This window comes from Hymenobacter glaciei (assembly GCF_039539585.1).
Taxonomy (GTDB): domain Bacteria; phylum Bacteroidota; class Bacteroidia; order Cytophagales; family Hymenobacteraceae; genus Hymenobacter; species Hymenobacter glaciei.
This window is the reverse complement of record NZ_BAABDK010000035.1, coordinates 127,193-150,703: the sequence shown is the minus strand read 5'-3', so window position 1 is coordinate 150,703 and position 23,511 is coordinate 127,193. Positions and strand designations below refer to the sequence as shown.

Annotated in this window: 17 protein-coding genes and 1 pseudogene; 8 read left to right on the top strand and 10 right to left on the bottom strand. The window is 63.2% G+C overall.

The annotated features are described in order from the left end of the window. Window positions 1-13: 13 nt before the first annotated feature. Both ABD837_RS24060 and ABD837_RS24055 read right to left on the bottom strand, forming a co-directional pair. Window positions 14-1,144 carry a hypothetical protein gene (locus ABD837_RS24060; RefSeq protein ID WP_345059683.1) on the bottom strand — a complete coding sequence of 377 codons (1,131 nt, stop codon included), beginning with the start codon at window positions 1,142-1,144 and terminating at the stop codon, window positions 14-16. 2 nt (window positions 1,145-1,146) lie between these two features. Then, window positions 1,147-1,719, bottom strand: coding sequence for a Pvc16 family protein (locus tag ABD837_RS24055; protein WP_345059681.1), 573 nt, complete (start codon window positions 1,717-1,719; stop codon window positions 1,147-1,149). A gap of 487 nt (window positions 1,720-2,206) precedes the next feature. Here ABD837_RS24055 and ABD837_RS24050 point away from each other — a divergent pair, with 487 nt between their 5' ends. Together ABD837_RS24050 and ABD837_RS24045 are read left to right on the top strand one after the other, a co-directional pair. Further along, entirely contained in the window at window positions 2,207-4,255 is a 2,049-nt protein-coding gene (locus tag ABD837_RS24050) for a glycoside hydrolase family 127 protein (protein WP_345059679.1), read from the top strand. 137 nt (window positions 4,256-4,392) lie between these two features. Continuing rightward, the gene (locus ABD837_RS24045; protein ID WP_345059677.1) at window positions 4,393-5,946 is read left to right on the top strand and encodes an alpha-N-arabinofuranosidase; all 1,554 of its coding nucleotides are present in this window, start codon (window positions 4,393-4,395) and stop codon (window positions 5,944-5,946) included. A gap of 164 nt (window positions 5,947-6,110) precedes the next feature. On the opposite strand, the gene ABD837_RS24040 is transcribed toward ABD837_RS24045, so the two are convergent. The 8 genes and pseudogenes from ABD837_RS24040 to ABD837_RS24000 form a co-directional block, all read right to left on the bottom strand. Further along, window positions 6,111-6,860: a sterol desaturase family protein gene (locus tag ABD837_RS24040; protein WP_345059676.1), complete on the bottom strand. Its 750-nt coding sequence runs from the start codon at window positions 6,858-6,860 to the stop codon at window positions 6,111-6,113. 358 nt (window positions 6,861-7,218) lie between these two features. Beyond that, window positions 7,219-9,453, bottom strand: a complete 2,235-nt coding sequence (locus ABD837_RS24035; RefSeq protein WP_345059674.1) for a xanthine dehydrogenase family protein molybdopterin-binding subunit — start codon at window positions 9,451-9,453, stop codon at window positions 7,219-7,221. An 87-nt stretch (window positions 9,454-9,540) separates the two neighbouring features. After that, window positions 9,541-10,521: an FAD binding domain-containing protein gene (locus ABD837_RS24030; RefSeq protein ID WP_345059672.1), complete on the bottom strand. Its 981-nt coding sequence runs from the start codon at window positions 10,519-10,521 to the stop codon at window positions 9,541-9,543. After that, a complete protein-coding gene (locus ABD837_RS24025) occupies window positions 10,518-11,144 on the bottom strand; it encodes a (2Fe-2S)-binding protein (protein WP_345059670.1) in 627 nt (208 codons plus the stop codon). Before ABD837_RS24025 ends, ABD837_RS24030 begins: the two co-directional genes overlap by 4 nt. Window positions 11,145-11,440: 296 nt before the next feature. Beyond that, window positions 11,441-11,971, bottom strand: coding sequence for a T9SS type A sorting domain-containing protein (locus ABD837_RS24020; RefSeq protein ID WP_345059668.1), 531 nt, complete (start codon window positions 11,969-11,971; stop codon window positions 11,441-11,443). 56 nt (window positions 11,972-12,027) lie between these two features. Beyond that, window positions 12,028-12,507 (bottom strand): annotated as a pseudogene (locus ABD837_RS25105) (Kelch repeat-containing protein); the annotation flags it as partial. Window positions 12,508-12,904: 397 nt separating this feature from the next. Further along, window positions 12,905-13,693, bottom strand: a complete 789-nt coding sequence (locus ABD837_RS24005; protein ID WP_345059662.1) for an MBL fold metallo-hydrolase — start codon at window positions 13,691-13,693, stop codon at window positions 12,905-12,907. Between the two features lie 345 nt (window positions 13,694-14,038). Next, window positions 14,039-14,671 (bottom strand): ketopantoate reductase family protein, encoded by a 633-nt coding sequence (locus ABD837_RS24000; protein ID WP_345059660.1) that lies wholly within the window; start codon window positions 14,669-14,671, stop codon window positions 14,039-14,041. A 204-nt stretch (window positions 14,672-14,875) separates the two neighbouring features. Here ABD837_RS24000 and ABD837_RS23995 point away from each other — a divergent pair, with 204 nt between their 5' ends. From ABD837_RS23995 to ABD837_RS23970, 6 genes are all read left to right on the top strand, one after another. Continuing rightward, window positions 14,876-15,277 (top strand): hypothetical protein, encoded by a 402-nt coding sequence (locus ABD837_RS23995; protein ID WP_345059658.1) that lies wholly within the window; start codon window positions 14,876-14,878, stop codon window positions 15,275-15,277. Between the two features lie 134 nt (window positions 15,278-15,411). Beyond that, window positions 15,412-15,747 carry a hypothetical protein gene (locus tag ABD837_RS23990; RefSeq protein WP_345059655.1) on the top strand — a complete coding sequence of 112 codons (336 nt, stop codon included), beginning with the start codon at window positions 15,412-15,414 and terminating at the stop codon, window positions 15,745-15,747. 2 nt (window positions 15,748-15,749) lie between these two features. Further along, entirely contained in the window at window positions 15,750-16,637 is an 888-nt protein-coding gene (locus ABD837_RS23985; RefSeq protein WP_345059653.1) for a TorF family putative porin, read from the top strand. Window positions 16,638-16,657: 20 nt separating this feature from the next. Further along, window positions 16,658-17,332: a response regulator transcription factor gene (locus tag ABD837_RS23980; RefSeq protein WP_345059651.1), complete on the top strand. Its 675-nt coding sequence runs from the start codon at window positions 16,658-16,660 to the stop codon at window positions 17,330-17,332. 107 nt (window positions 17,333-17,439) lie between these two features. Next, the gene (locus ABD837_RS23975) at window positions 17,440-18,777 is read left to right on the top strand and encodes a sensor histidine kinase (protein ID WP_345059649.1); all 1,338 of its coding nucleotides are present in this window, start codon (window positions 17,440-17,442) and stop codon (window positions 18,775-18,777) included. A 202-nt stretch (window positions 18,778-18,979) separates the two neighbouring features. Further along, a complete protein-coding gene (locus ABD837_RS23970) occupies window positions 18,980-23,263 on the top strand; it encodes a T9SS type A sorting domain-containing protein (RefSeq protein ID WP_345059647.1) in 4,284 nt (1,427 codons plus the stop codon). Window positions 23,264-23,511 lie beyond the last annotated feature (248 nt).

The following is a 23,511-nucleotide window of genomic DNA, read 5'->3' as shown; positions in this document are numbered from 1 at the left end:
AGCGGCATGAAAATCAAAGCAGTACCATTATTTCGGAAAAGGCCGGCTGCTGCGGGTCGGGGCCGGGCCGGCACAACACGTCGCCCTGCGCGGCAGGCAGGGCGACCTCCACCGGCGTGCCGTGGAGGGTGTAGTGGAGGGTGCAGGCAACGACTGGCCGCTCGGCCAGTGGCAGCGCCACATCCGACTCAAAAACGAGGTCGGCGGCCGGGCCCGTGGCTGGAAGCTGCTTCGGCACGGCAAAACTCACCGGGGAAGGAGGGCCGTCGTTTTTGGCCGGTTTTGCTTGGTCGTCTTTAACCGCTTTCACCTTGTCAGCCTTGGCCATTTTTACCTTTATCGAGGCATTTTCCGGGATGACCGGGGCGGGGTCGGTGGTGGGGCGGTAGCGCACCAGGTAGCGCCAGCGCGTGCGGCGGCCCTCAAACGCGAACACGATGTTGAGCGGCCCCGCCGCCAGGGCGCCCTGGGCGATTTCGAGCACGGCCCAGGCCTGCGCGGCGTGCAGCTGGTCGTCGGCGTAGCACTCGAGTAGTTCCTGGCCGTGGCGCTGCAATTGGTAGTGGCCCGCACCCCAGGGCCGCAGGTCGATGTTCAGCCCCAACGCATTTTTCTGCGCCATGCTGGCTGGCAATGCCTTATCGCGCACTACATCCCGAATTTCCGCTTCGTCTACTTTTCCGGCGATGGCATCGGCCCGGGGCGCTGGCACGCTCAGCGCCAGGGTGGTAAGGGGCAACGGGCGGGCATCCGGCACGGTCAGCGTCAGGCTGCCATCCGGTGGCGCGGCTTCCACCCGGAAGTACTGGATGGAGGGAATGCGGCTGGGCGGGCCCGGTGCCGACTGCTCGGGCAGCGCCGTGAAATTCCAGAAATACGGGCTGATGGGCTGCACCGCAAACCGCAGCGGAAACAAGAAATCCGGCAGTGGGCGGGCCGGGGCGGGCGTCTCGTCGGGCTCGGGCACCGGCAGCGCCCGCAGCAGCAGCAGGCCCAGTTCGGTGGCTTTCAGCAGCAGGCCGGCCCGGCGCAGCTTCTCGGCGGTGTCGGGCGTGGGCGCAAAGCGCACGCTGGCAGTAGCAGGCTGCTGGAAATAAGTGTGCTGCTGCGCGAGGGAGCAAACCGGAATGTAGGTGTGCCGCATGGTCAGGCGCGGGCTTGTTGGTCGGTGGCGCTGATGGCGGGGCGGGCCTGGCCGTCGGGCACTTCCTGCAGGGTCAGCATCCGCACTTTGTACACCACGGCGGGCAGGCACTTGGTGCCCAGCATGCCCCACAGGTAGCTCCATTCCTGGGTTTCCACGGTTTCGAGCTCAATAATCACCTTATCGAGCTGCGCGTCGAGGGCCGGGGTGTTTTGCGGGGTCAGCACGTTTTTGCGCTGGAAGAAGGCAAGGGCGGCCGACAGAAACTTCAGTGCCTCGGCGTAGTCGCTGAAGTTGGCGGCCAGCACCACCCGCAGGTTCAGGCGCACCGCCGGGTTGGCGCGGGTATAGGCCCCTTCCTGCATCCGCCCGTCCTGCACGTTGCGGACAGTGCTTTCCTGCTCCAGCCCCACCAGCGTAAGACACAGCTTGTTAAGCGTGTCGGCGTTGGCGCTGCCGTCGGGGGAGGTCAGGGCGGAAAGTAAGGCAATGGACTGGCTGTCGGCCAGGCTGAAAACACGTTTCAGGTACGCATTCAGCTCGGCCACCAGCGCTTGCAGAGCGAGGTGAATCATATGGGTAGAATAAATTCACGGCCTCACTGGCTGCCCAATGAAACGCGGGCACTGAGCTGCGAAGCCCGTGTCGATAGGTAACCTGAGAGTAAATCACTACCGAGCACAATTCTTGGGGCTGGGAAAAGGCAGCCAAATATGCGGAAGCAGCGTGTGGCCAAAGCTATGCAATAAAAGATACTGTATTATTAAATATGCGAAGTTTATTTTATTCATTAAATGGAATTCTAATGAACTGTAGAATGAGGAGATTATCGCACGTTACCGCTTCGTTTGCTATGGGCCAATTCTGGCCGATAGTTGGAAGAACAGCGCGAGGCAAGCACCACCCGACGCTGCTCAAAATGCGCCCGCGAAAGGTGCGGTATGGAGAGCAATGCATGCACTTTGAGTTCTACGTCGTTAATTTACACAAACGATTGTGTTGATGACCTGCCTTTGTGCTTACCCGCAGGTGCAGGTTAAGGCTTAAAATTACCCGGTGCTTATGTCTTCTCTGCGTGTCCTTTTAGCGGCAGTCTTTCTGCCGGCTGCCTTCGGGGCCCGCGCCCAGGCCGTGGCCGATTACCCCATCCGGCCGGTGCCGTTCACGCAGGTGAAGCTGGCCGACAACTTCTGGCTGCCGCGCCTCAAAACCAATACCGAGGTCACCATTCCGGCCTCGTTTCAGCGCTGCGAAGCCACCAGTCGGGTGAAGAATTTCGAGATGGCCGCCGCGAAGTCGGGCAAGTTTGCCACCACGTTTCCCTTCGATGATACCGACATCTACAAGACCATTGAAGGCGCGGCATACTCGCTCAGCCTGTACCCCGACGAGCACCTGAAGGAATACGTGGATGCGCTGATTGCCAAAGTCGCCGCCGCCCAGGAGCCCGACGGTTACCTCTACACCGCCCGCACCATCGACCCGGCCCACCCGCACCCGTGGGCGGGCAGCACGCGCTGGGAAAAGGAGCGCGAGCTCAGCCACGAGCTCTACAACGCGGGCCACCTCTACGAAGCCGCCGTGGCCCACTACCAGGCCACCGGCCAGAAGAACTTCCTCACCATTGCCCTCAAAAACGCCGACCTCGTGTGCGCCATCTTCGGCCCCGGCAAACGGGCCGTAGCGCCCGGCCACGAAATCGTGGAAATGGGTTTGGTGAAGCTCTACCGCGCCACGGGCCAGGCGAAGTACCTGCAAACGGCCAAGTTCTTTCTCGACCAGCGCGGGCAGTTCAAGGGCTACGACGCCAAGAGCCCCGACGGGTGGCGCAACGGCCAGTACTGGCAGGACGACAAAGCTGTGGTAGACCAGAAAGAAGCCGAAGGCCACGCCGTGCGCGCCGAATACCTGTACTCGGCCATGGCCGACGTGGCGGCCCTGACCGGCGACAAGCCCCTGCTGGCGGCCGTGGATACCATCTGGCAGAACATGGTGAGCAAGAAGTTTTACGTGACCGGCGGCACCGGGGCGGTGCCCGGCGGCGAGCGGTTCGGGGCCAACTACGAGCTGCCCAACACCACGGCCTACAACGAAACCTGCGCCTCGGTGGCCGACGTGTACTGGAACCAGCGCATGTTCCAGCTGCACGGCGAGGCCAAGTACGCCGACATTCTGGAGAAGGTGCTCTACAACGGGCTGATTTCGGGCGTGGGCCTAGATGGCAAGTCGTTCTTCTACAGCAACGCCATGCAGGTGAAAAACTCGGCCAGCTACGCGCAAACCGAGCCGGCGCGGGCCGGCTGGTTCGACTGCTCGTGCTGCCCGACGAATCTGGCGCGGCTGTTTCCGGCGCTGCCCGGCTACATCTACGGCCAGCACGAGCGCGACGTGTACGTGAACCTGTTCGTGAGCGGCACCGCCGACTTGCAGGTGAACAAGCAGCGCGTGCAGCTGGTGCAGCAGAACAATTACCCCTGGGATGGCGGCCTGAAGTTCACCGTAAATCCGGCTTCAACCACCGATTTCAACCTGCTGGTGCGCATTCCGGGCTGGGCGCGGGGCGAGGCCATGCCCTCCAACCTATACACCTTCGCCGCCCCTTCGGCTGAGAAAGTGGCGGTGAAAATCAACGGCAAACCAACGGCTTACACCCTGCGCAACGGCTACGCCGTGCTGGCCCGCCAGTGGCACAAGGGCGACGTGGTGGACGTGACCCTGCCCATGGAAGTACGCCGCGTGGTAGCCAACGCCCACGTGCAGGACGACCTCGGCAAAGTGGCTTTGCAGCGCGGCCCGCTCATCTATTGCGCCGAATGGCCCGACAACCAAGGCAAGGCTGGCAACCTGCTGGTGCCCGCCAGCGCCAGCTTTATCGCGACTTTCCGACCTGATTTGCTGAATGGCGTGACCACCCTGACCGCCACCGTGCCCGCCGTGCGGGTAGACGAGGCCGCCGGCACTGTCCAAACCGTGCCGCAGACGCTCACGGCCATTCCATACTACGCTTGGGCTAACCGCGGCAAGGGCGAAATGACGGTGTGGTTTCCGGCCAAAGTGGTGGATGTGGACGTGGTGACGCGGCCGGCTGTGCAGAAAGAGGAGAAAAAGTAAATGTCGAACGGCGTAGGGGCGGGGCTTGCCCCCGCCCGGGCGGTCGCACAGTTGAACGGCCTCGTTGTAGCGGGGCGACTGCCCGGGCGGGGGCAAGCCCCGCCCCTACACCAAACACACTCCCCAAAACCCACCTTATGAAATTCCTTTCCGCTGTTACTGCCGCTGCGCTGGCCCTCACTGTGCCACACCCCGCGCCGGCCCAGATTGTGCAGATGACCGTGCAAGCCGGCGACCCGAAGCTTATCATCAGCAAGCACATTCAGGGGCAGTTTGCTGAGCACCTGGGCCGCTGCATCTACGACGGTATTTGGGTGGATGAGAAGCTGAACGTACCCAAGCAGGGCCGGATTCGACTGGATGTGGTGGACGCGCTGAAGAAAATCCACGTGCCCAACCTGCGCTGGCCCGGCGGCTGCTTTGCCGATACCTACCACTGGCACGACGGCGTGGGCCCGGCAGCCCAGCGCCCCAAGATGCTGAATTTGTGGTGGGGCAACACCTTGGAAGATAACAGCTTCGGGACGCACGAGTTTCTGGAGCTGTGCAACCTGCTGGGCACCGAGCCCTACCTGGCGGCCAACGTGGGCAGCGGCACGGTGCAGGAAATGAGCAACTGGATGGAGTACTTGAACTCGAACGAGGACACGCCGATGGTGCAGGAGCGCCGCAAAAACGGCCACCCCGAGCCCTACAAGGTGAGCTGGTGGGGCATCGGCAACGAAAGCTGGGGCTGCGGCGGCAACATGACGGCGCAATACTACACCGACGTGTACAAGCGCTACGCCACCTTCGCCCACGACTACCCCGGTACCAAACTCAAGCGCATCGTGAGTGGAGCCAACGGCGACGACGCCAACTGGACCGAAACGTGCATGAAGAACATCCCCCTCAACCAAATGTGGGGCCTCACGCTGCACCAGTACACGCTGCCCACCGGCAGCTGGAGCGGCAGCAAGGGCAAGGCCACCGGCTTCGGCGAAGACCAGTACTTCAGCACCCTGCGCAACTGCCTGAAGATGGACGCCATCGTGGCCAAGCACGCGGCTATTATGGACAAGTACGACAAGGACAAGAAGGTCGCGCTACTCGTGGACGAATGGGGCGTGTGGACCGACGTGGAGCCCGGCACCAACCCCGGCCACCTCTACCAGCAGAACTCGCTGCGCGATGCGCTGGTGGCCGGCACCACGCTCAACATCTTCAACAACCATTGCGACCGGGTGAAGGGCGCCAACCTGGCCCAGGCCGTGAACGTGCTGCAAGCCGTCATCCTCACCGAAAAGGAAAAGATGCTGCTCACGCCCACCTACCACGTGTTCGACCTCTACCAGGTGCACCAGGACGCCGAGTATCTTCCCCTGCAGTTCAGCAGCCCGGACTATGCTTTCGGCAACGAGAAAATTCCGGCCCTGAATGCTTCGGCTTCGAAAGACAAAAACGGCGCGGTGCACATTTCCTTCGTCAACCTCGACCCCAATAAAGCGCTGACCATTGAAACTGCCCTGCCCGGTGTAACCTGGAAAACCGTAACCGGCCGCGTGCTGACTGCGGCCAAAATCAACGACTACAACACCTTCGACAAGCCTGGCACCGTGGCCCTGGCCGACTTCAAAGGGGCCCGCAAGAAGGGGAACAACCTGGCGGTGACTTTGCCGGCCAAGTCGGTAGTGGTACTGGAGCTGAAGTAGGGAAGGTAGGAGCGGTATTGAATAACGATGTAGGGGCGGTGGCAAGCCCCGCCCGCCGTTGAACGGCATCGATGGTTTTGAGCGTACGCCCGGGCGGGGACAAGCCCCGCCCGGGCGTACGCTCAGACTTCGAAACGGCTCTAAGCAGGAAGAAAATCCGTATTTTACTTCAAAGCCATGCCCTCTTTCCGCACCGGCGGGCTGGGGGCGAAGGTGCCGAACAGCCGGTCCCAAATCGAAGTGTAGAAGCCGAAGTTGTGGCTGTCGTCCTGGTGGTGCTGGAAGTGGAAGCCGGACGAACCCAGGTACTTGAACAGCGGGCTGCGGTCCCAGGCACTGGGGAAAGGCTCGACGCCGGAATGGCCCAGCACGCCAAAAAAGACATTCACCGTGAGGTAGGCAAAAATGGCGAGGAAGGTGGCCGGGTACACCGCCATCAGCAACAGCCAAAGCGACCCAAAGCCCACTGTTTCGATGGGGTGCAGCACGAACAGGTCGATGGGCTGAGGCTCGGCGTATTCGTGGTGCAGGGCGTGCACCCAGCGGTAGAGCGGCGAGTGGTGAATAGCGTAGTGGAAGACGTACATCAGCAAATCCATGCCGATGAACAGCACCCCAAAATCGAGCAGCACCCGATACGACAGCTCCTCGCGAATGGTGATAAAGCCCTGCCGCCACAGCCAGAACCCCGCGAACGTGATGCCCGTGTTGATAAGCAGCGTGGCCGTTGCCAGCCGTATTTCCTGCCCGCTGATGGGGTGATGCACCGGGCCCAGCGCCCGCCGCCGGCCAAAGGCCGCCTGCAGCAAATAGCCGAAGCCCAGCGCCAACAACAGCACCAGCAGGTTTTCGGCCAGGAACAAGGGCAGCGCTGCCTGCCAGCTCAGAGTTTTGAAAAAGGCCAGTAGCTGCATGCCGGAATGGGTTTCGGTTTCGATACAAAGGTACTGCCGAAGCTCCCGGGCCGCCTAGCGGTGCGGTACATGCTCTGACTTACCGTTGTAGCTCTGCCGTGGGAAGTTAGTTGCCAGTGCGAAAGCAAATAGGCCGCTCTGCTTATTAAGCAGGAGCGGCCCAGTCAGGTGCTTCCATGTGATATGGAGCTACTTGGAGCCGTTTTCGGCTTGGTGTAAGGTTGTTTGGAGGAGGTAGAAACGCAACATTTTGCGTCTCGTCGTTGAACGAATTCGTGGGGCGGCACTCCTGCAAATCGTTAAACCACGAGACGCAAGATATTGCGTCTCTACCCCATATTTCAACCTGCAATTTGCTCTAAATCAACTTGTCGGGCGTAATCGGCAGTTCGCGCACCCGCTTGCCAGTGGCGTTGAACACGGCGTTGGCAATGGCCGGAGCCACGCCAATGGTGGCAATTTCGCCGATGCCTTTCGTGCCGAGAGCATTCACGTACGGGTCGGGCTGGTTGACGAAGAACACTTCTACGGCGGGGGCGTCGGCGTGCACGGGCACGTGGTAGTCGGCCAGGTCCTTGGTGATGTAGCGGCCGAACCGGTCGTCAATTATGGCGTGCTCCATCAGGGCCATGCCGATGCCGCCCACGGCGCCGCCTTTCATCTGGTTGCCAGCAGTCTTTTCATTGATGATGGTGCCAGCATCGGCGCAGCTCACCAGCTTGCTCACCCGCACCTCGCCCGTGAGCGGGTGCACCCGCACCTCGGCAAAGTGCACCGAGAACGAATACATCGAGTACTTCTGACCGTCGGAGCCGGCCTTGGATTCGACAGTTACCGCCGTGCCGCCTGCCTGCTTCACCAGGTCGGCGTAGTTGGCGCGGGCGGTGGGGTTGCCGTTGAGGGTGAGGTAGCCGTCAGCAAATGCCACGTCTTCTTTGCGGGCCGCGGCAAAGGCACCGTTGCTGGCAGCGGCCAGTTCGCGCAGCTTGTCTTTCAGGGCCAGGCAGGCATCCTGCACGGCCGGGCCCACGGTGTTTACAATGGCCGAGCCGCCCTGCGTGGGTGCTTGGGCAAAATCGGAGTTGCCCCACTCGAACCGGATTCTCTCGGGAGCCAGGCCCAGGGTGTCGGCCGCAATCTGGGTCATGGCCGTGCCGGTGCCGGGGCCGATGTCCGTGACGGCGCTTTGCAGCAGCACGGTGCCGTTGGGCAGCAGCTGGGCAGCGGCCTTCGACGAGCCGCGGTGTGCCCCGAACGTGCCCACACCCATACCGTAACCCACCAGCCACTCGCCATCGCGCAACATGCCGGGCTTGAGCTGGCGCTTGTTCCAGCCGATGCGCTCGGCGCCGGCCTGGTAGCATTCCTTCAGGTACTTGCTCGACCACGGCTTGTTTTTCTCGGGGTCCTGGTCGGTGTAGTTGCGCAGGCGAAACTCCATCGGGTCGATTTTCAGCAGGAAGGCCATTTCGTCCATGGCCGATTCCAGGGCGAAGGCGCCGGTGGCCTCGCCGGGGCCGCGCATCCAGATGGGCGAGCCGATGTCGAGGGCCGCCAGTCGGTAGCGCGTAGTCAGATTCGGCGACTGGTACATCATGCGCGTCTGGCCCAGCGTCGATTCGGTAAACTCCTCATAGGTAGAAGTCTGCCCAATGCTCTCGTGGGTGATGGCGGTGATTTTACCATCGGCCGTGGCGCTCATCCCGATTTTCTGCCAGGTGTAGGGACGGTATCCCACCATCGTAAACATCTGCTCGCGGGTCAGCATCAGCTTCACCGGCCGGTTCACCACCTTAGCGGCCATGACGGCGGCCGACTCATGCGGCCAGCTGTGCAGCGCGTTGCCGAAAGCGCCGCCCACGAAGGTGGCAATCACCTTCACGTTGGCCTCGGGCAGGCCCCACTGCTTGGCGAAGTCGCGCCGGGTGGCCATGGTGCCCTGGGTTTTATCGTAGAGCGTCAGCCGGTCGGGCGCCTCCCAGTGCGCCGTGATGGCCTGCAGCTCCATCGGGTGGTGCACTTCGGTTGGTATCACGTACTCGGCCTCCAGCTTCAGCGCGCCGGTTTTGTAGGCGTCTACCTGGCCGCGCTGGTAGTCGGCCGCCGGCGACTTGGGGTTCTTCTTCGCCTGGGTCGGCAGGAAGGCCTTCTCCTTGTTGGCCTCCAAGTTGGTCTGGTGCGCTTCCTGGGCATACTGTGCTTTCACGAGCCCGGCGGCGTAGCGGGCGCGCTCCAGCGTATCGGCCACTACTACGGCAATCGGCTGGTCGTTGAAGCGAATTCGGTCGTTGGCCAGCACCTGCAGCGGGTTGCCCACCGTTTGCGGCTGCGAGGGGTCTTTGCCCTCCGGCTTGGGGCCTGGCAGCTTGGGGGCATTCAGGTAGGTAATCACGGCCAGCACGCCGGGCGCGCGCTCGGCAGCTTTCGTGTCGATGCTGGTGAGGCGGCCCTTGGCAATGGTGCTGCCCACCAGCACGGCGTAGGTGATGCCCGGCAATTCGTACTCGGCTGAATACGTGGCCGCGCCGGTCACTTTCAGCCGGCCGTCTACCCGGTTCATTCCGGCCCCAATTTGCTTCTTTAATGTGTTCATCGGTAAAGGATGTAGCGTGGACTCTGCGAGTCCGCGTGTCGTTGGGTTAACGCCGGTAAGCGCGGACTCGCAGAGTCCACGCCACAGCTAGGCGGCAGTGGCGGTTTTGAGGGCCTGAATAAGAGTATTGGGGGCTAGTTTCAGCTTATAAGCATTGTGCTTGAAGGCCTTGGCGCCCTGCATGGCTACTTCCGCTGCCTGCTGAAATGTTGCTTCCGTGGCCGGCTTGCCCACCAGCATTTGCTCGGCAGCCGTGAGGCGCCAGGGCTTGTGGGCCACCCCACCCAGCGCCAGGCGGGCCGCTTTGATGGTGTTGCCATCCAATTCCAATGCGGCGGCGGCACTCACCAGCGCGAAGGCGTAGCTGGCCCGCTCGCGCACCTTGTAGTAGCTCACGTGCTTGGTGAAGGGCCCATCCGGGATGTCCACGGCCGTAATCAGCTCGCCGGGCTCCAGGTTGGTGTCCTTTTGAGGCATGTCGCCGGGCAGGCGGTGGAAATCGGCGAAGGCAACGCGGCGGTCGCCTTTCGGGCCGCTCACCAGCACCGTGGCGTCGAGGGCGACCAGCGCCACGCTCATGTCGGAGGGGTGCACGGCGATGCATTTATCCGAAAAGCCGAAGATGGCGTGCATGCGGTTGATGCCCTCCAGCGCGCCGCAGCCGGTGCCGGGTTGGCGCTTGTTGCAGGGCATGGTGGTATCGTAGAAATAGGGGCAGCGGGTGCGCTGCATCATGTTGCCGCCCACCGTGGCCATGTTGCGCAGTTGGGCTGAAGCTCCCGCATTTAGCGCCAGCGCCAGCAGCGGCTGCTTTTCTCGCACCTGCTTGTCATCTGCCACCGCCGAGTTCAGGGCCAGGGCTCCAATGCGCAGGCCGTTGTTCTCCCGCTCAATTTTGGCGAACGGCAGGCGGTTGATGTCGACCAGCTTTTGCGGGGTCATCACGCCGCGCTTCATTAGGTCGACCAGGTTGGTGCCGCCGGCAATGAAGCTGGCGGTGGCGTCTTTGGCGACTGCGTCAATGGCGGCCTGCGCCTTGGTGGGCCGCACGTATTGAAACTGGTTCATACTTTCTTCCCTCCGTTTTTAACTTCCTGAATGGCCGCCACGATGTTGGTGTAAGCCCCGCAGCGGCAGATATTGCCGCTCATGTATTCCCGGATTTCGCCTTCCGAGTCGGCATGGCCTTCGCGCACGCAGGCCACTGCCGACATAATCTGGCCCGGCGTGCAGTAGCCGCACTGGAAACCGTCGTGCTTCACAAAGGCTTCCTGCATGGGGTGCAACTGGTCGCCATCGGCCAGGCCCTCGATGGTGGTGATTTCTTTGCCGTCGTGCATCACGGCGAAGCTCAAGCAGCTGTTCACGCGCTGGCCGTCGACGTACACGGTGCAGGCGCCGCACTGGCCGTAATCGCAGCCCTTCTTGGTGCCGTTCAGGTTCAGGTTTTCGCGCAGCAGGTCGAGCAGCGTGGTGCGGGGCTCCACCTTCAGCTTGTATTTCTTGCCGTTTACTTTCAGGCTCAGCGGCACTTGCTCGAAGGCTTCGGATACCCGTTCATCCAGCTTAGCCGCGGCGGCGCTTGCGACGGGGCCCGGCACGAAGGCCAGCGCCGTGAGCAGCGACGACTGCTTAAGAAATGTACGCCGGTTGTCGTCGTGGTTGGCCGGCACTTTGGGTTCAGTATTCATAGAAATTGGGAAGCGAAGTAACAGAAGCTTGCAAATGCCCGGCGCTTCGCACAGCTGCCGACAACACGGCAACAGTATACGCGCCACTTTTCAGCATGGCGGTTTATGCAGAGGTGATTTTGCACCGCTGGCCCAACCCCAGGAACAGTACGCAGGCCAGAGGTGCTGAGCTGCCCGGTTTTATAGCATAGTCAGTGCAATTACAAACTGGTAGTGAACGAGTCAGCCTTGCCTTTGCTAGTCGAACCGGTATGCTGGAGCTACCGAAGGAGCAGGCGGCCCAGCCCTTACATTGGTTATGGCTGCACAATCCGGCAGCTGGCCTGCTGCCCCTTCGCTGTGCGCACCCGCACCACATACATGCCCGCCGACTGCCCGCGCAAATTGAGCAGCAAAGAGGTTGCCGTAGCGGCTGGCGTTTCCGGCAGCACCTGGCGGCCCAGCGCATCAAATACTTCCACCACCTGCGTTCCGGCAGGCAAGGTCAGCATCGTCAGGCCGTCCGGGCTGGGATTGGGGTAGGCGCGTAGGCCCAGCGCTGTGGCGGCTTCGGCTTGGGTGGCCAGCACGGCACTCACATCGGCCGACCACATATCGGCCAGCGTGGAAGAGTTGGCCGAGGCTGTGTTGCCGCCCCACACGTAGAGGCGGTTGTTGTGGACGGCCGCGGCGGCGTTGCGACGCGCCGGAAGGTTGGCGGTGAAAGTGCGCAGCTGGCCGGTGCGGGTGTTGTAAGCCGCCAAGTAATTCTGCACGTTGAAGTCGCCCACCATCCATATCCATTCGCCTTGCACGGCCACGGCTTGGCTCGATACCGTAGTGGGCAAGGTGCCCAGCGGCGCCAGGTATTGGTGGCCGGGTCGTAGGCATCCACGCGGGCGGAATTGACCACGCCGTTGTAGCCGCCAATGGCGTATATTTTTCCGTTCACGGCCGTCCCAGTGGTGGCCTTGGCTTCGGGCATTGGCGCCAGGGTGGTCCAGGTACCGGTGCTGGGGTTGTACCGCCGCAGCTCGTTGGTGAAGGTGCCGCCGGCCAGCTGCCCGCCAAAGGCATACACCATGCCGCCCACCACCGCTACCCCGGCCGTGGAGGCAGGCGTAGAATTCGCAAAGCTGGGCCCCATGCCTCCGGTTTGCACGTTCACGGTTTGGATGGAAGGGGCGGGGGAGGTGAAGGTATCGGCCCCGTTGAGGACGTAAATGAAGCTTGCGCCGGCTGCGTCGGGCGCTATCACCGCCGAAGTCCAGCGCTGGGGCGTGAGGCCGGTGCTGGCCGACGCTAAACTCCAGGTGCCCGACGCGATGCCGAACCGGTACACGCTGGAGTTGAAGGCCGACTGGGGGCTGCCGCCGCCCACCATGTAGAAGGAAGTTGCGTCCTGCGTGTAACCCATGCCGTAGCGCCCCCCATCGGGCAGGCCCGGCAAGGCGCTAAAGGTGAGCACATTTTGTGCAAGTGCTGGGGTGGCCGCCAGCAGCACAAGAGCCAGTGAGGTGTAAGCGTTTTTCACAGAAGCAGGGAAGAAGTTAGTCGGATAGCCAAATCTACCACCAAGCCATAATTTTCCCTAGTCGACAAGCAATCAATGCTTTAGCTGTGCCCTGGCACCAGCGCTTACAGCCCTGCAGGTGCGTTAGCTCCAGGCTGGCAGCTTCCAATTCGGCTTCCAGAAACCAGTGAATTAGTGAGGTGCTGAAACGCAAAAACGCCCTGCTAAGCCAGCGGCTCGGCAGGGCGTCTTTCGTGGTTCTGTTAACCTATTGCGCTGCCGGGTACCAGTTGCGCAGTCGCACGTCAATCTTCTTGTTAGCTGCGTTCACCGTTTTCTTAAAGCCGGCTACGTCGCTCAGGCCGCTCGTGCCGCGGTAGTGGTACGGGTACACAATGCCCGGTTTGAAGGCCAATACGCCCTGCGCGGCCTGGTTCACATCCATGGTATAGGGCAGATTCATGCACACAAACGCCACGTCGATGCCCTTGAGGGCGCGCATTTCGGGAATGTCTTCGGTGTCGCCGGACAGGTACACGTTTTTGCCGCCCAGGTTCAGCACGTAGCCATTGCCGCGGCCTTTGGTGTGGGGGGCATCGGCCGCTTCGGGCAGGTTATACATCGGAATAGCCGAAACACTCATGCCCAGCGTGTCGAGCCGCTGGCCGTTGCTAAGAATACGTACCTGCGCTTTATACTCGGCCGGCAACTTGTCCGCTACTGCTTTGGGAACCACCATCAGGGCCTTGCCCACCGAAAGGGCCGCGAGCGTCTTCGGGTCCAGGTGGTCGCCGTGAATGTCAGTAATCAGGATGACGTCGGGAGCGGCCAGGCCGGCATAGGCGGCCGCACCGCCGTAGGGGTCCACGTAAATGGTTTTGCCGCCCCAGGTCAACACCACGCTGCCGTGCGTGATGGGCTGCACCGTGAGCGGACCTTTCTTGGTGGCAATCTGTTCGGCGGCCGCGCGCGGTGCCGCAGGGGTCGTGGCGGTTTGGGCCTGCGCCTGAACCGTAAAAGCAGCCAGCGCGGCCGCGAGAACAAGGGTGGATTTCATCGGTTTTCTGCCTATTTAAATAAAATGTGTTACCGGGTGTTTTCAGAAGCCCAGCCCCGCCGAAGCCGCCGCTACCCAAAACCGGCACCATAACCCGGTCGCCCCGCACAAGTTCAGGCCAGTGAACTACCAGGCCGATAAAGGCCTCCGCGCAGTGCATATTGCCCGGTTGCTCAGGAGAAGGAATGTTCTGCTCGGGCAGCAGGCTCCATTACTTCACCACCCGACGCGAGAGGTACCAGTTGGCCCAATGCGGAATCAGAAAGTAGTAGGAAGCATAAGTGGCCGCTGCTGTCCCGGCCTGTTTTCAAGTGCTTTGCTTACCGGTGCGTTCGCGCCCTTGCCTTACATAGCCGGCGTCGCTTGTTGCCTGCCAGCCGCCATCAGCTCCTGGATTTCCTGGTATATCGCCCGGGTTTCCGGCACCGGCAGGCCCAGCGCTTCGCCGTACGTGAGGATGGCCCCGGCAAACAGGTCCAGCTCCGTACGGGCCTTGCCCGTGTGCACGTCCAGCTGCAGAGACGTGGGCGTATGGTACGGAAAGGTCGCGGCCTTTTGGAACGTCCGCTCGATGAGGTCCGCCGGCAGCGCAATGCCTTTGGCGCGCGCAATGGCCTCGATTTCCTGCATCAGGCGCCGGGCCCGGGCGTGCAGGGCCGGGTCTTCGTGGACCTGGCCGATAGATTGGTTGTAGCGGGCCGATACCAACCCGAAGCTGGCAATGAAGAAGAACTTGGTCCAGATGGCGGGAAAGGCATCAGCCTGATACTCCATGGCAATGCCCGCGTCCGTGAAGGCGCGCAGCAGCAGGCGCGGGTCAAACGACGGGTGTTGCGGGTCTGGGCCGACGACGATGCTGCCCGGATTGCCCAGGTGCTCCACCACCCCCGTTGCTTTGATGTGGGAGGCCACGCACACGCAAGCCGGCAAGATGATGGCCTGCGGCAGCTGCCGGCGGATACGCTCGGCTTTGGACATGGTGGCTTGGGGAACGAGGGCGAATACACCAATTGGTGTTAAAACTTCAACAACTCTCGAAAATTCTTCCGTAGCCGCGGAAAAACATGCTGCTTGCAGCAGTCGGTTTCAACAAGAAATGGGCTTTAAACTCTTTATCATTTTCGCATCATGTTGGGCCAGTAGGTTTGTCTCATTCTTAACCTCCTCAATCAGAAGTCCATTATGAAAAAGATGCTTTTCTCGGCTGCTGCCCTGTTATTCTCGGTCGCGGCTATGGCCCAAGCGCCGGCTTCTTCCTCTACGACCACGCCGAAATCTGCGCCGATGGAGCGCAAGCAGGACACCAAAATCAAGCAGCACGATGCGGATGACGACCGCAACGACGATAAGGCGGCCAAGCCCGATAACCACGGCCAGAAAGTGAGTGCCTTCGCTAAAACCACTACCCTGACTGGGGCCGACAAGGGTGCGGCCGTAAGCGCAGTAGCCCGCGACGGTCGCTCCACGGCCCGTACCCCCCGCAGCGCCAGGGGCAGCGAGCATGGCGGCCGCGGCAGCCGCGCCACCGGCAGCAGCCACGCCGCTGGCGGGCACGCTGGGGCGGGCCACGGCCGCGGGCACTAACCGGCGTTGTTGCCGGCCGGGCCGGCCGCGCGTCGGGCAACCGGGGCGTGGCCGGCTTTGGTGCCTGGCCGGGGCGGCGGTACTGGCCACCACGCCGTAAATTGCCCGATAACCTGAGTTGACTTGTTTGCCTTATGAAAACGTTGTTTCGCATCGCCTGCTTGGGGGTGTTGCTGTTCGCGGCGGCACCAGCCGGTGCCCAAACGGTGCCGGCCCAAAGTGCCCCGGCCACGGAGCCACCCGTGAAAGCCGTGCCCCAAACCGAGCGCAAAAGCAAGCCCGAGCGGGTGGACGAAGACGCGCCCGAAAGCGCGGGAGCAGAACCCTCGGCCCGCGGCAGCCGCCCGGAGCGGAGTGCGCGCGGAGCCCGGGGCCGCCAGGGCCGGCCGGCGGGTGCTGGCCGGGGCGCCCGCGGGGCGGGTGGGGTTGGTGGCGCGGGCCGGCCCGCCGGAGTTGGGCGGGGGCACTAACGGTGACTGCTCGACTGCTGCGCATCTACAGTTGCACCAGCTGGCTTGTGTTGGTGCTGTGCTGTGGCGGGCTGGGGTGCTTTGCGGCAGCCGGCCAGGCCGTGGGCAGCGGCCAGGCCGCCGGCAGCCCGGCGGTAGCCGCCGACAGCGCCGCCCGCCACGGCGGCTTTACGGCAGCGCTCAGCTACGGCAGCAACTCGTCGTTTTTTGGCCGCACCCAAACCACCCGCTACCCTTATACGGCCGGCGAGCTGACCTATAAAAGCCGGTTTGGGGTGTGGGGCTCGGCGGTGGGCTACAATCTGCTCAACACGACCAGCTTCGTGGACGAAACCGACCTTTCGGCCGGCTGGGACGGGGATATATCCAAGAAGGTGGACGCGTCGGTGAGCTACTCGCGCTTTTTGTTTGCGGCCAACAGCCCGCTGGTAAAGTCCAGCGTGAACAACTCGCTGGACGGCTACCTGGGCTGGGACTGGGGCTACGTGTACTCGCGCCTGAACGCGGCCTATTTGTTTGGCGACACCGACGACTTCTTTCTGGTGCTCGACAACTCCCGCAACTTCGAGTTTGAGAAGGTGTTCAGCCCCAAAGGCTACGTTGCTGTCGAGCCTCGCGTGAGCCTGACGACCGGCACGCAGCGCTTCTCCGAAACCAGCCTGGTGCAGCAGGCGAGGCGAGGCAACAGCCCGGGCCGGGGCAAATCCGTTACTACCTCGACCACCCGCCTTGAGGTGCTGAACTACGAGTTGCGCGTGCCCGTGACCTATTCGCTGGGCGTGGTGTCGGTGCAGGTGGCCTGGCGCTATTCCGTCCCTGTGAACCTGCTGCCCGACGACGTGTCGGGGGCCCGCTCTTATTTCACGAGCAGCTTGTCGCTGAACCTTTAACACCCGTTGCCGCGCCGCTTATGAACGTTCTGATAGTGGAAGACGAGCGGACCCTGGCCCGCGAGCTGAGCATGTTTCTGCATAATCACGGCTTTGCCTGCACGGTGGCGCGCACGGCGGCTGAGGCCCGCTGGCAGCTGGCCGACACGCCCTTCGACTTTGTGCTGCTGGACCTGGGCCTGCCCGACGACGACGGCCTGCAGGTGCTGGCCGAGGCTAAGGAGAACGAGCTGGCGGCGGCCGTCATCATCCTTACGGCCCGCGGCGCGGTGCAGGACCGCATCGGCGGGCTGGAGCTGGGGGCCGATGACTACCTGGCCAAGCCCTTCTCGCTGCCCGAGCTGCTGGCCCGTATGCACGCCATCACGCGCCGCCGCTTTGGGCTGGTGAAGCCACTGGTGACGTGCGGGGCCTTTGTGCTAGACCTGCAGGCTCGCCGGCTGCTGTACCAGAACACGGAGGTGAGCTTGTCGGTGAAGGAGTTTGACATCCTGAGCTACCTGGTGCTGAACAAAAACCGGGTGCTCACGCGCCTGCAGCTCACCGAGCACGTGTGGGGCCACCTGGCCGACTCGGGCTTCGACTCCAACTTTATCGACGCCCACATTAAAAACCTGCGCAAGAAGCTGGGCGCGCACGCCGAAACCGAGTGGCTGGAAACCGTGCGCGGCGTGGGCTACAAGGTGCGGCTGTAACCGAAGACGAATCAACAAACGGGCATGCTCACCTGGCTTCCCCGCGGTCGAAGCACGACAACCAACTTAATGTCACCGTTCTTGTCTCCTGCGCCAAGATGTATTAGATGAAGCTCAGTACCAAATTCTCTTTATTCAACGCCCTCTCGCGGGTGGCCATTCTGCTGCTGCTGGTGGGGGTGCTGCCGCTGGTGATGAGCCGGCTGGCGCTGCTGAGCACCGACCAGCGGCTGGCGCAGAAAAAGGAGAAAGTGCTGCGGCTGATTCGGCGCAACGGCATTTCGGATTTCATTGAAAGCGGGCAGTCGTCATACGGCAGCTACAACTTGCTCAAGGAGGAGTTCATCTCCCTGGAAACCATTGTGCCGGGGCCGAAAATTGACGTCATCGAAGACTCCCGGCGGGCGGTGGAGGACGAGATTGTGCAGTACCGGGTGCTGAGCTACTCATTTGCGCTCAATGGCCAGAACTACCTGCTCGAAATCGGACGCAGCACGGGCAGCATCGGCGAAACCGAGCGCAACTTCCGCCGCTACGCGCTCTACATTCTGCTGGTGGCCGTGGCGCTGACCACGCTGGCCGACGTGGCCTTTTTCCGCTACCTGCTGGCCCCGTTCTACACCATCATCCGGCAGCGGCTGCGCAACAGCCACTACCCGCCGGCCTTCGATTTCGAGCCGGTGCCCACCAGCACCGACGACTTCCGCTACCTCGACGAGAGCCTGCGCGAGATGATGGCCACCATTCAGGCCTCGTTTTCGAAGGAGCGCAAGTTCATTGCCGACGCCTCGCACGAGCTGCTCACGCCGCTGGCCGCCTTGCAGTACCGCTTCGACAACATGCTGCAGGACGAGAGCCTGTCGGAAGAAAACCAGCTGCGGGTGGTGGACTCGCAGCGCACCGTACACCGCCTGCGCACCATCATCAAATCACTGCTCATGATTTCCAAGATAGAAAACGACCAGTTTACGCGCACCGACACGGTGTCGCTGGACGGGCTGGTGGCGGAGGTGTGCGACGAAGTGCAGGACCGGTTGGAGGTGCTGCAGCTCACGCTAATGCACGTGGTGGAGCCCGATTTTACGGTGCATAATTGCAACCGCGGGCTGCTGTTTACGCTGGTGTTCAACCTGGTGAGCAACGCCATCAAGTACAACCGGACGGGCGGCCGCATTTACGTGCTGGGGCGGCCGGCCCCGGGGAGCGGGGGCTACGTGCTGGAGGTGCGCGACACGGGCCAGGGCATTGCCAAGGCGCAGCTGCCGCACCTGTTTCACCGCTTCGACAAGGGGGCGACCACCGACCCCGACAGCTACGGCCTGGGCCTGTCCATCGCGCGCACCATCGCGGACCTGCACGGGGTGGAAATCGACGTGAACTCCATTGAAGGGCTGGGCACGTCGTTTCTGCTCACGTTCCCGGCGGCGCCCGGCATCGGGCGCTAGGCACGTTTTATCATGTTCGCATCATGTTGGGTAGCTACTCTTGTGCCCTGGCCTGGCCGGGGCCAGGGACACTTGTGACTGCTCCATACCGGGAAATGTGCGCATTTGGGCAGTTCCGGCTTAAACCCTGCCGCTTTGGCTCTGTCTACGCGCTTACTGCTTTCAATCAACCCACGCTTCTCATTTTCTTATCTCTCTTTCCATGAATATACACCTACGCATAACCAGCCCGCTGAACGGGTGGTCCAGCCCGCTGGTATGGCTCTGGCTGCTGGCCGCCTGCTGGCTGCCCGGCCAAGTGTTGGCGCAATCGCCAGGGCCAGATGGGGGTACGCTGAGCCCAGCTACCAGCACGGTCTGCTCGGGCTTCAACTCCGGCACCCTCACGCTCACGGGCTATACGGGCAGCATCATCAAATACCAGGCGAACAGCGGCAGCGGCTACGTCGACATTGCCAACACGGCCCCAACCTATACCTTTTCCAACCTGACCCAAACCACCAGCTTCCGGGCCGTGGTGCAGAACGGGGCTAACGCCGCGGTAACCTCCACGGTGGCCACGGTTACGGTGAACCAGCCGCCCACGGCCACCATCAACTCGCAGGGGCCGACGCGGTTTTGCCAGCAGGGCACCATTTACCTGGTGGCGGGCCCAAGCGGCAGCTACACCTACCAGTTTCTGCGCAACGGCATCAACATTGCCGGGGCCACCGGCCAGGTGTACACCGCCACCATCACCAACAGCGGCAGCTACTCGGTGCGGGTAACCGATGCGGCCGGGTGCTCAGCCGTTTCCTCTTCCATTCAGATTCAGGTGCAGCCGCAGAACGTGGTGACCCTGAACACCAACACCCCCACCACTTTTTGCCAGGGCGGCTCGGTGCTGCTCACGGCCAACGTGAGCGGCACGGGCGCGGCCAACTATACCTACCAGTTTCTGAAGGATGGCAACCAGATTCCCGGTGCTACCAACTCGACTTACTCGGCCACGACCAGCGGCACCTACAGCGTGGTAGTAGATAACCCGGCGACCTGCTCATCAACTTCTAACGCCGTGACGGTGACCGTGACGCCGCCCACCGTGGCCACCATCAGCTACCCGGCCGCCAGCTACTGCCAGAGCGGCGCCACCAACCCCACGCCCACGGTGACGCCCACGGGCGGCACCTTCTCGTCGACCACCGGCCTGAGCCTGAACACCAACACGGGCACCATCAACCTGGCGCAGAGCCAGCCCGGCACGTACAGCGTGGCCTACACCAGCGGGGGCAGCTGCCCCGGCACGGCTAGGGCCAACGTCACCATCACGGCCGCGCCCACGGCGGGCTTTAGCTACGTGGGCGGCAGCCGCTGCGCGGGTTCGGCGGGCACCCTCACGCCTACGGCCGCCATGGGGGCCACCTCCGGCACGTATTCGGCTAGCCCCACGGGCCTGAGTCTGAACACCAGCACCGGCGCCATTGACCTGGCCCAGAGCCAGCCCGGCACCTACACCGTAACCAACACCGTGGCCGCAGCTACTGGCTGCGCGGCCGTTTCGGCTACCGCCTCGGTGGTGCTCACGGCGCAGCCCGTAGCTGCCCTGGCGGCCGGCGGGGCCACCACCTTCTGCCAGGGCGGCAGCGTGGTGCTCACGGCCAGTGGTGGGGCGGCCGGCGCCACCTACCAGTTTCTGAACAACGGCCAGCCCGTTGCCGGAGCTACGAGTGCGACGTACACTGCCTCGACGGGCGGCAGCTACAGCGTAGTTATCACCAATCCGGGGGGCTGCGCCAGCACTTCGGCCCCGACCACGGTAACGGTGAACCCGCAAACCACGGCCACCTTCTCCTACAGCACGGCGGCTTACTGCCAAAACAGCGGCACTACGCCTACGCCCACCATCACGGGAACGATGGGCGGCGCATTCACGTCGGCTCCCGCGGGCCTGAGCGGTAACGCCAGCACCGGGGCCATTAACTTGGCGGCCAGCACGCCGGGCACATATACCGTAACGTACAGCGTGGGCGGCCCCTGCCCAAGCACGGCCACCGCCACGGTGACCATCACGGCCCCGGCCGTGGCCACGTTCAGCTACGGCGCCGCCACCTACTGCGTGGGCGGCACCAACCCCACGCCTACGCTGGGCAGCGGCGCCTCGGCCGGTACGTTTACCTCGACGGCAGGCCTGGTGCTCAACGCCAGCACCGGCGCCGTTGACTTGAGCCTGAGCCAGCCCGGCACGTATACCGTAACCAACACGGTGGCCGCGGCGGGTGGCTGCCCAAGTGCGACAGCCACGGCTCAGGTCAGCATCAGCACCGTGCCGGTGGCCAGCCTGGCCGCCAGCGGGCCAACGACTTTTTGCCAGGGTGGCAACGTTACGCTCACCGCCAACGGCGGGGGCGCGGGCAGCACCTACCAGTTTTTGAACAACGGCCAAGCCATTAGCGGGGCCACCACTGCCACGTTCGTGGCTTCGGCCAGCGGCTCCTACAGCGTAGTGATTACCAACGGGGGCGTTTGCTCGGCCACATCGGCCGCCACGCCGGTTACCGTGAATCCCATTGCCACGCCTACGCTCAGCTACGCGGCGGCCAGCTTCTGCCAGGGCGCGGGCACGGCCAGCCCTACAGTATCTGTTAGCGGCGGCAGCTTTTCGGCTTCGGGCACGGGCCTGAGCATCAACCTCGCCACGGGCGTGCTGGACCTGGGCCAAAGCCAGCCCGGCACCTACACGGTTACCTACACCGGCGGCAGCCCCTGCCCGGGCAGCACCACAGCTTCGGTAACCATCACGGCCACGCCGAGCGCAGCATTTGCTTACGCGGGCGGCACCACGTTCTGCCCCACGGCAGCCAATCCCTCGCCCACGGTTTCGGGAGCGGCCGGCGGCACGTTTGCGGCCCCGGCAGGTTTGGTGATTGACCCCGCTACCGGCACCATCAACCTGCAAACCAGCATGGCCGGCACCTATGCCGTAACGTACAGCGTGGCCGGCTCCTGCCCGGCCAGCAGCATCGTGAACGTAACCATTACGACGGCCCCGGTGGCCACTTTCGCCTACGGCACGGCGGGCGGCTACTGTGCCGGGGCAGCCATTGCGGCCCTGCCCACGTTCTCGGGCGGCGGCAGCGCGGGCACCTTCAGCGCAGCTCCGGCCGGCCTCAGCCTGAACGCGGCCACGGGCGCCATTGATTTGATGCAGAGCCAGCCCGGCATGTATACCGTGACCAACACCATTGCCGCTTCGGGAGCCTGCTCGGCGGTATCGGCCACGGCGTCCGTGACGATTAACGCGGCGCCAATAGCCAGCCTCGCGGCCAGTGGGCCAACGACGTTCTGCGCCGGCGGCTCGGTAGCACTCACGGCCCCCACGGGCACGGGCCTCACCTACCAGTTTTTGCGCAACGGGCAGCCCATCAGCGGCGCCACCACGGCCAGCTACACTGCCACCGCGGCAGGCAGCTACGCCGTGACGGTGACCAACGCCAGCGGCTGCGCCACCACTTCGGCAGTTACCTCGGTTGCCGTGAATCCGGCCACCACGGCCACCTTCGCGTACCCGGCGGCGAGCTTCTGCCGCAGCAGTTCGTTGGTGACAACGCCGACGGTAACGGGAACGGCGGGCGGCACGTTTGCCGCCCCAAGCGGGCTGAGCTTGAACACCAGCACGGGGGCTATTGGGCCCGGTGCCAGCACGGCCGGTACCTACACGGTGACCTACACCGTGGGCGGTCCCTGCCCGAGCACGGGCACGGCCAGCGTGACCATCACGACCCCAGCCGTGGCCACGTTCAGCTACGCCAACAGCAGCTACTGCGCCACCGGCACGACGGCTGCTACGCTGGCCACGGGCAGTGCCGCCGGCACGTTCGCGTCCACTACCGGCCTGAGCGTGAACGCCGTCACGGGCGCTATCAACCTGGCGGCCTCGACGGCTGGTACCTACACGGTGACCAATACGGTGGCGCCCAGTGGGGGCTGCGCGGCGGTTACGGCCACGGCTACGGTTACCATCAACGCGCTGCCGGCCCAGCCCACGCTCACGGCTAATGGGGCGCTGCTCACGGCCTCATCCGCACCGGGCGCCACCTACCAGTTCTACTTGAACGGGGTGGCCATTGCCGGCGCCACCAACGCCACTTACACCGCCACGCAGAACGGCAGCTACACCGTGGTGGTAACTAACGCCACGGGCTGCGCTTCGCTGCCTTCGGCCCCGGTACCGGTGGTGGTGACGGCCACTCGCGCTGGCTTGGCCGGTGTGGAACTGACGGTGTTCCCCAACCCCACCACCGGCCGCCTTACGGTGACGCTGAACGGCCCCCACTCCCGGGCCGGACTGGTTGTGTACAACACTCTGGGCCAGGAAATGCTGACCAACACCCTGGCTGCCAACGCAGCCACGGCTGAGCTGGATTTGACTACGCTGGCTACTGGGGTGTACCTGCTGAAAGTGACCAGCACCGAGGGCAGCGTGACGCGCCGCCTGGTGCGGCAGTAAGCGAATTATATCCGTCCACGATACACTATGCTATGTAAAGAGCCGCTCCGAATGTTTTCGGAGCGGCTCTTTGGCGTCTGGGAAACGGGGTTGAGCTTGGGGCTGGTGCGGGCTTTAAGTACTCAAGCTAAAGTAAACGAGTACTTAAGAACCGGGCGCGGGTGTGGGTGCTGGCCCTCACCGGACTGGAACTGGTGACAAGCACAACAAAATGCGGAATGCCAAGGTGTCTGGCATCGGATTAGGAG

Coding starts and splice junctions, on each gene's coding strand:
- ABD837_RS24025 (WP_345059670.1), bottom strand. CDS start 11,144: ATGAATACTGAACCCAAAGTGCCGGCCAACCACGACGACAACCGGCGT.
- ABD837_RS24035 (WP_345059674.1), bottom strand. CDS start 9,453: ATGAACACATTAAAGAAGCAAATTGGGGCCGGAATGAACCGGGTAGAC.
- ABD837_RS23995 (WP_345059658.1), top strand. CDS start 14,876: ATGAAAAAGATGCTTTTCTCGGCTGCTGCCCTGTTATTCTCGGTCGCG.
- ABD837_RS23990 (WP_345059655.1), top strand. CDS start 15,412: ATGAAAACGTTGTTTCGCATCGCCTGCTTGGGGGTGTTGCTGTTCGCG.
- ABD837_RS24040 (WP_345059676.1), bottom strand. CDS start 6,860: ATGCAGCTACTGGCCTTTTTCAAAACTCTGAGCTGGCAGGCAGCGCTG.
- ABD837_RS24030 (WP_345059672.1), bottom strand. CDS start 10,521: ATGAACCAGTTTCAATACGTGCGGCCCACCAAGGCGCAGGCCGCCATT.
- ABD837_RS23980 (WP_345059651.1), top strand. CDS start 16,658: ATGAACGTTCTGATAGTGGAAGACGAGCGGACCCTGGCCCGCGAGCTG.
- ABD837_RS24005 (WP_345059662.1), bottom strand. CDS start 13,693: ATGAAATCCACCCTTGTTCTCGCGGCCGCGCTGGCTGCTTTTACGGTT.
- ABD837_RS24000 (WP_345059660.1), bottom strand. CDS start 14,671: ATGTCCAAAGCCGAGCGTATCCGCCGGCAGCTGCCGCAGGCCATCATC.
- ABD837_RS24045 (WP_345059677.1), top strand. CDS start 4,393: ATGAAATTCCTTTCCGCTGTTACTGCCGCTGCGCTGGCCCTCACTGTG.
- ABD837_RS23970 (WP_345059647.1), top strand. CDS start 18,980: ATGAATATACACCTACGCATAACCAGCCCGCTGAACGGGTGGTCCAGC.
- ABD837_RS23975 (WP_345059649.1), top strand. CDS start 17,440: ATGAAGCTCAGTACCAAATTCTCTTTATTCAACGCCCTCTCGCGGGTG.
- ABD837_RS24060 (WP_345059683.1), bottom strand. CDS start 1,144: ATGCGGCACACCTACATTCCGGTTTGCTCCCTCGCGCAGCAGCACACT.
- ABD837_RS24055 (WP_345059681.1), bottom strand. CDS start 1,719: ATGATTCACCTCGCTCTGCAAGCGCTGGTGGCCGAGCTGAATGCGTAC.
- ABD837_RS24050 (WP_345059679.1), top strand. CDS start 2,207: ATGTCTTCTCTGCGTGTCCTTTTAGCGGCAGTCTTTCTGCCGGCTGCC.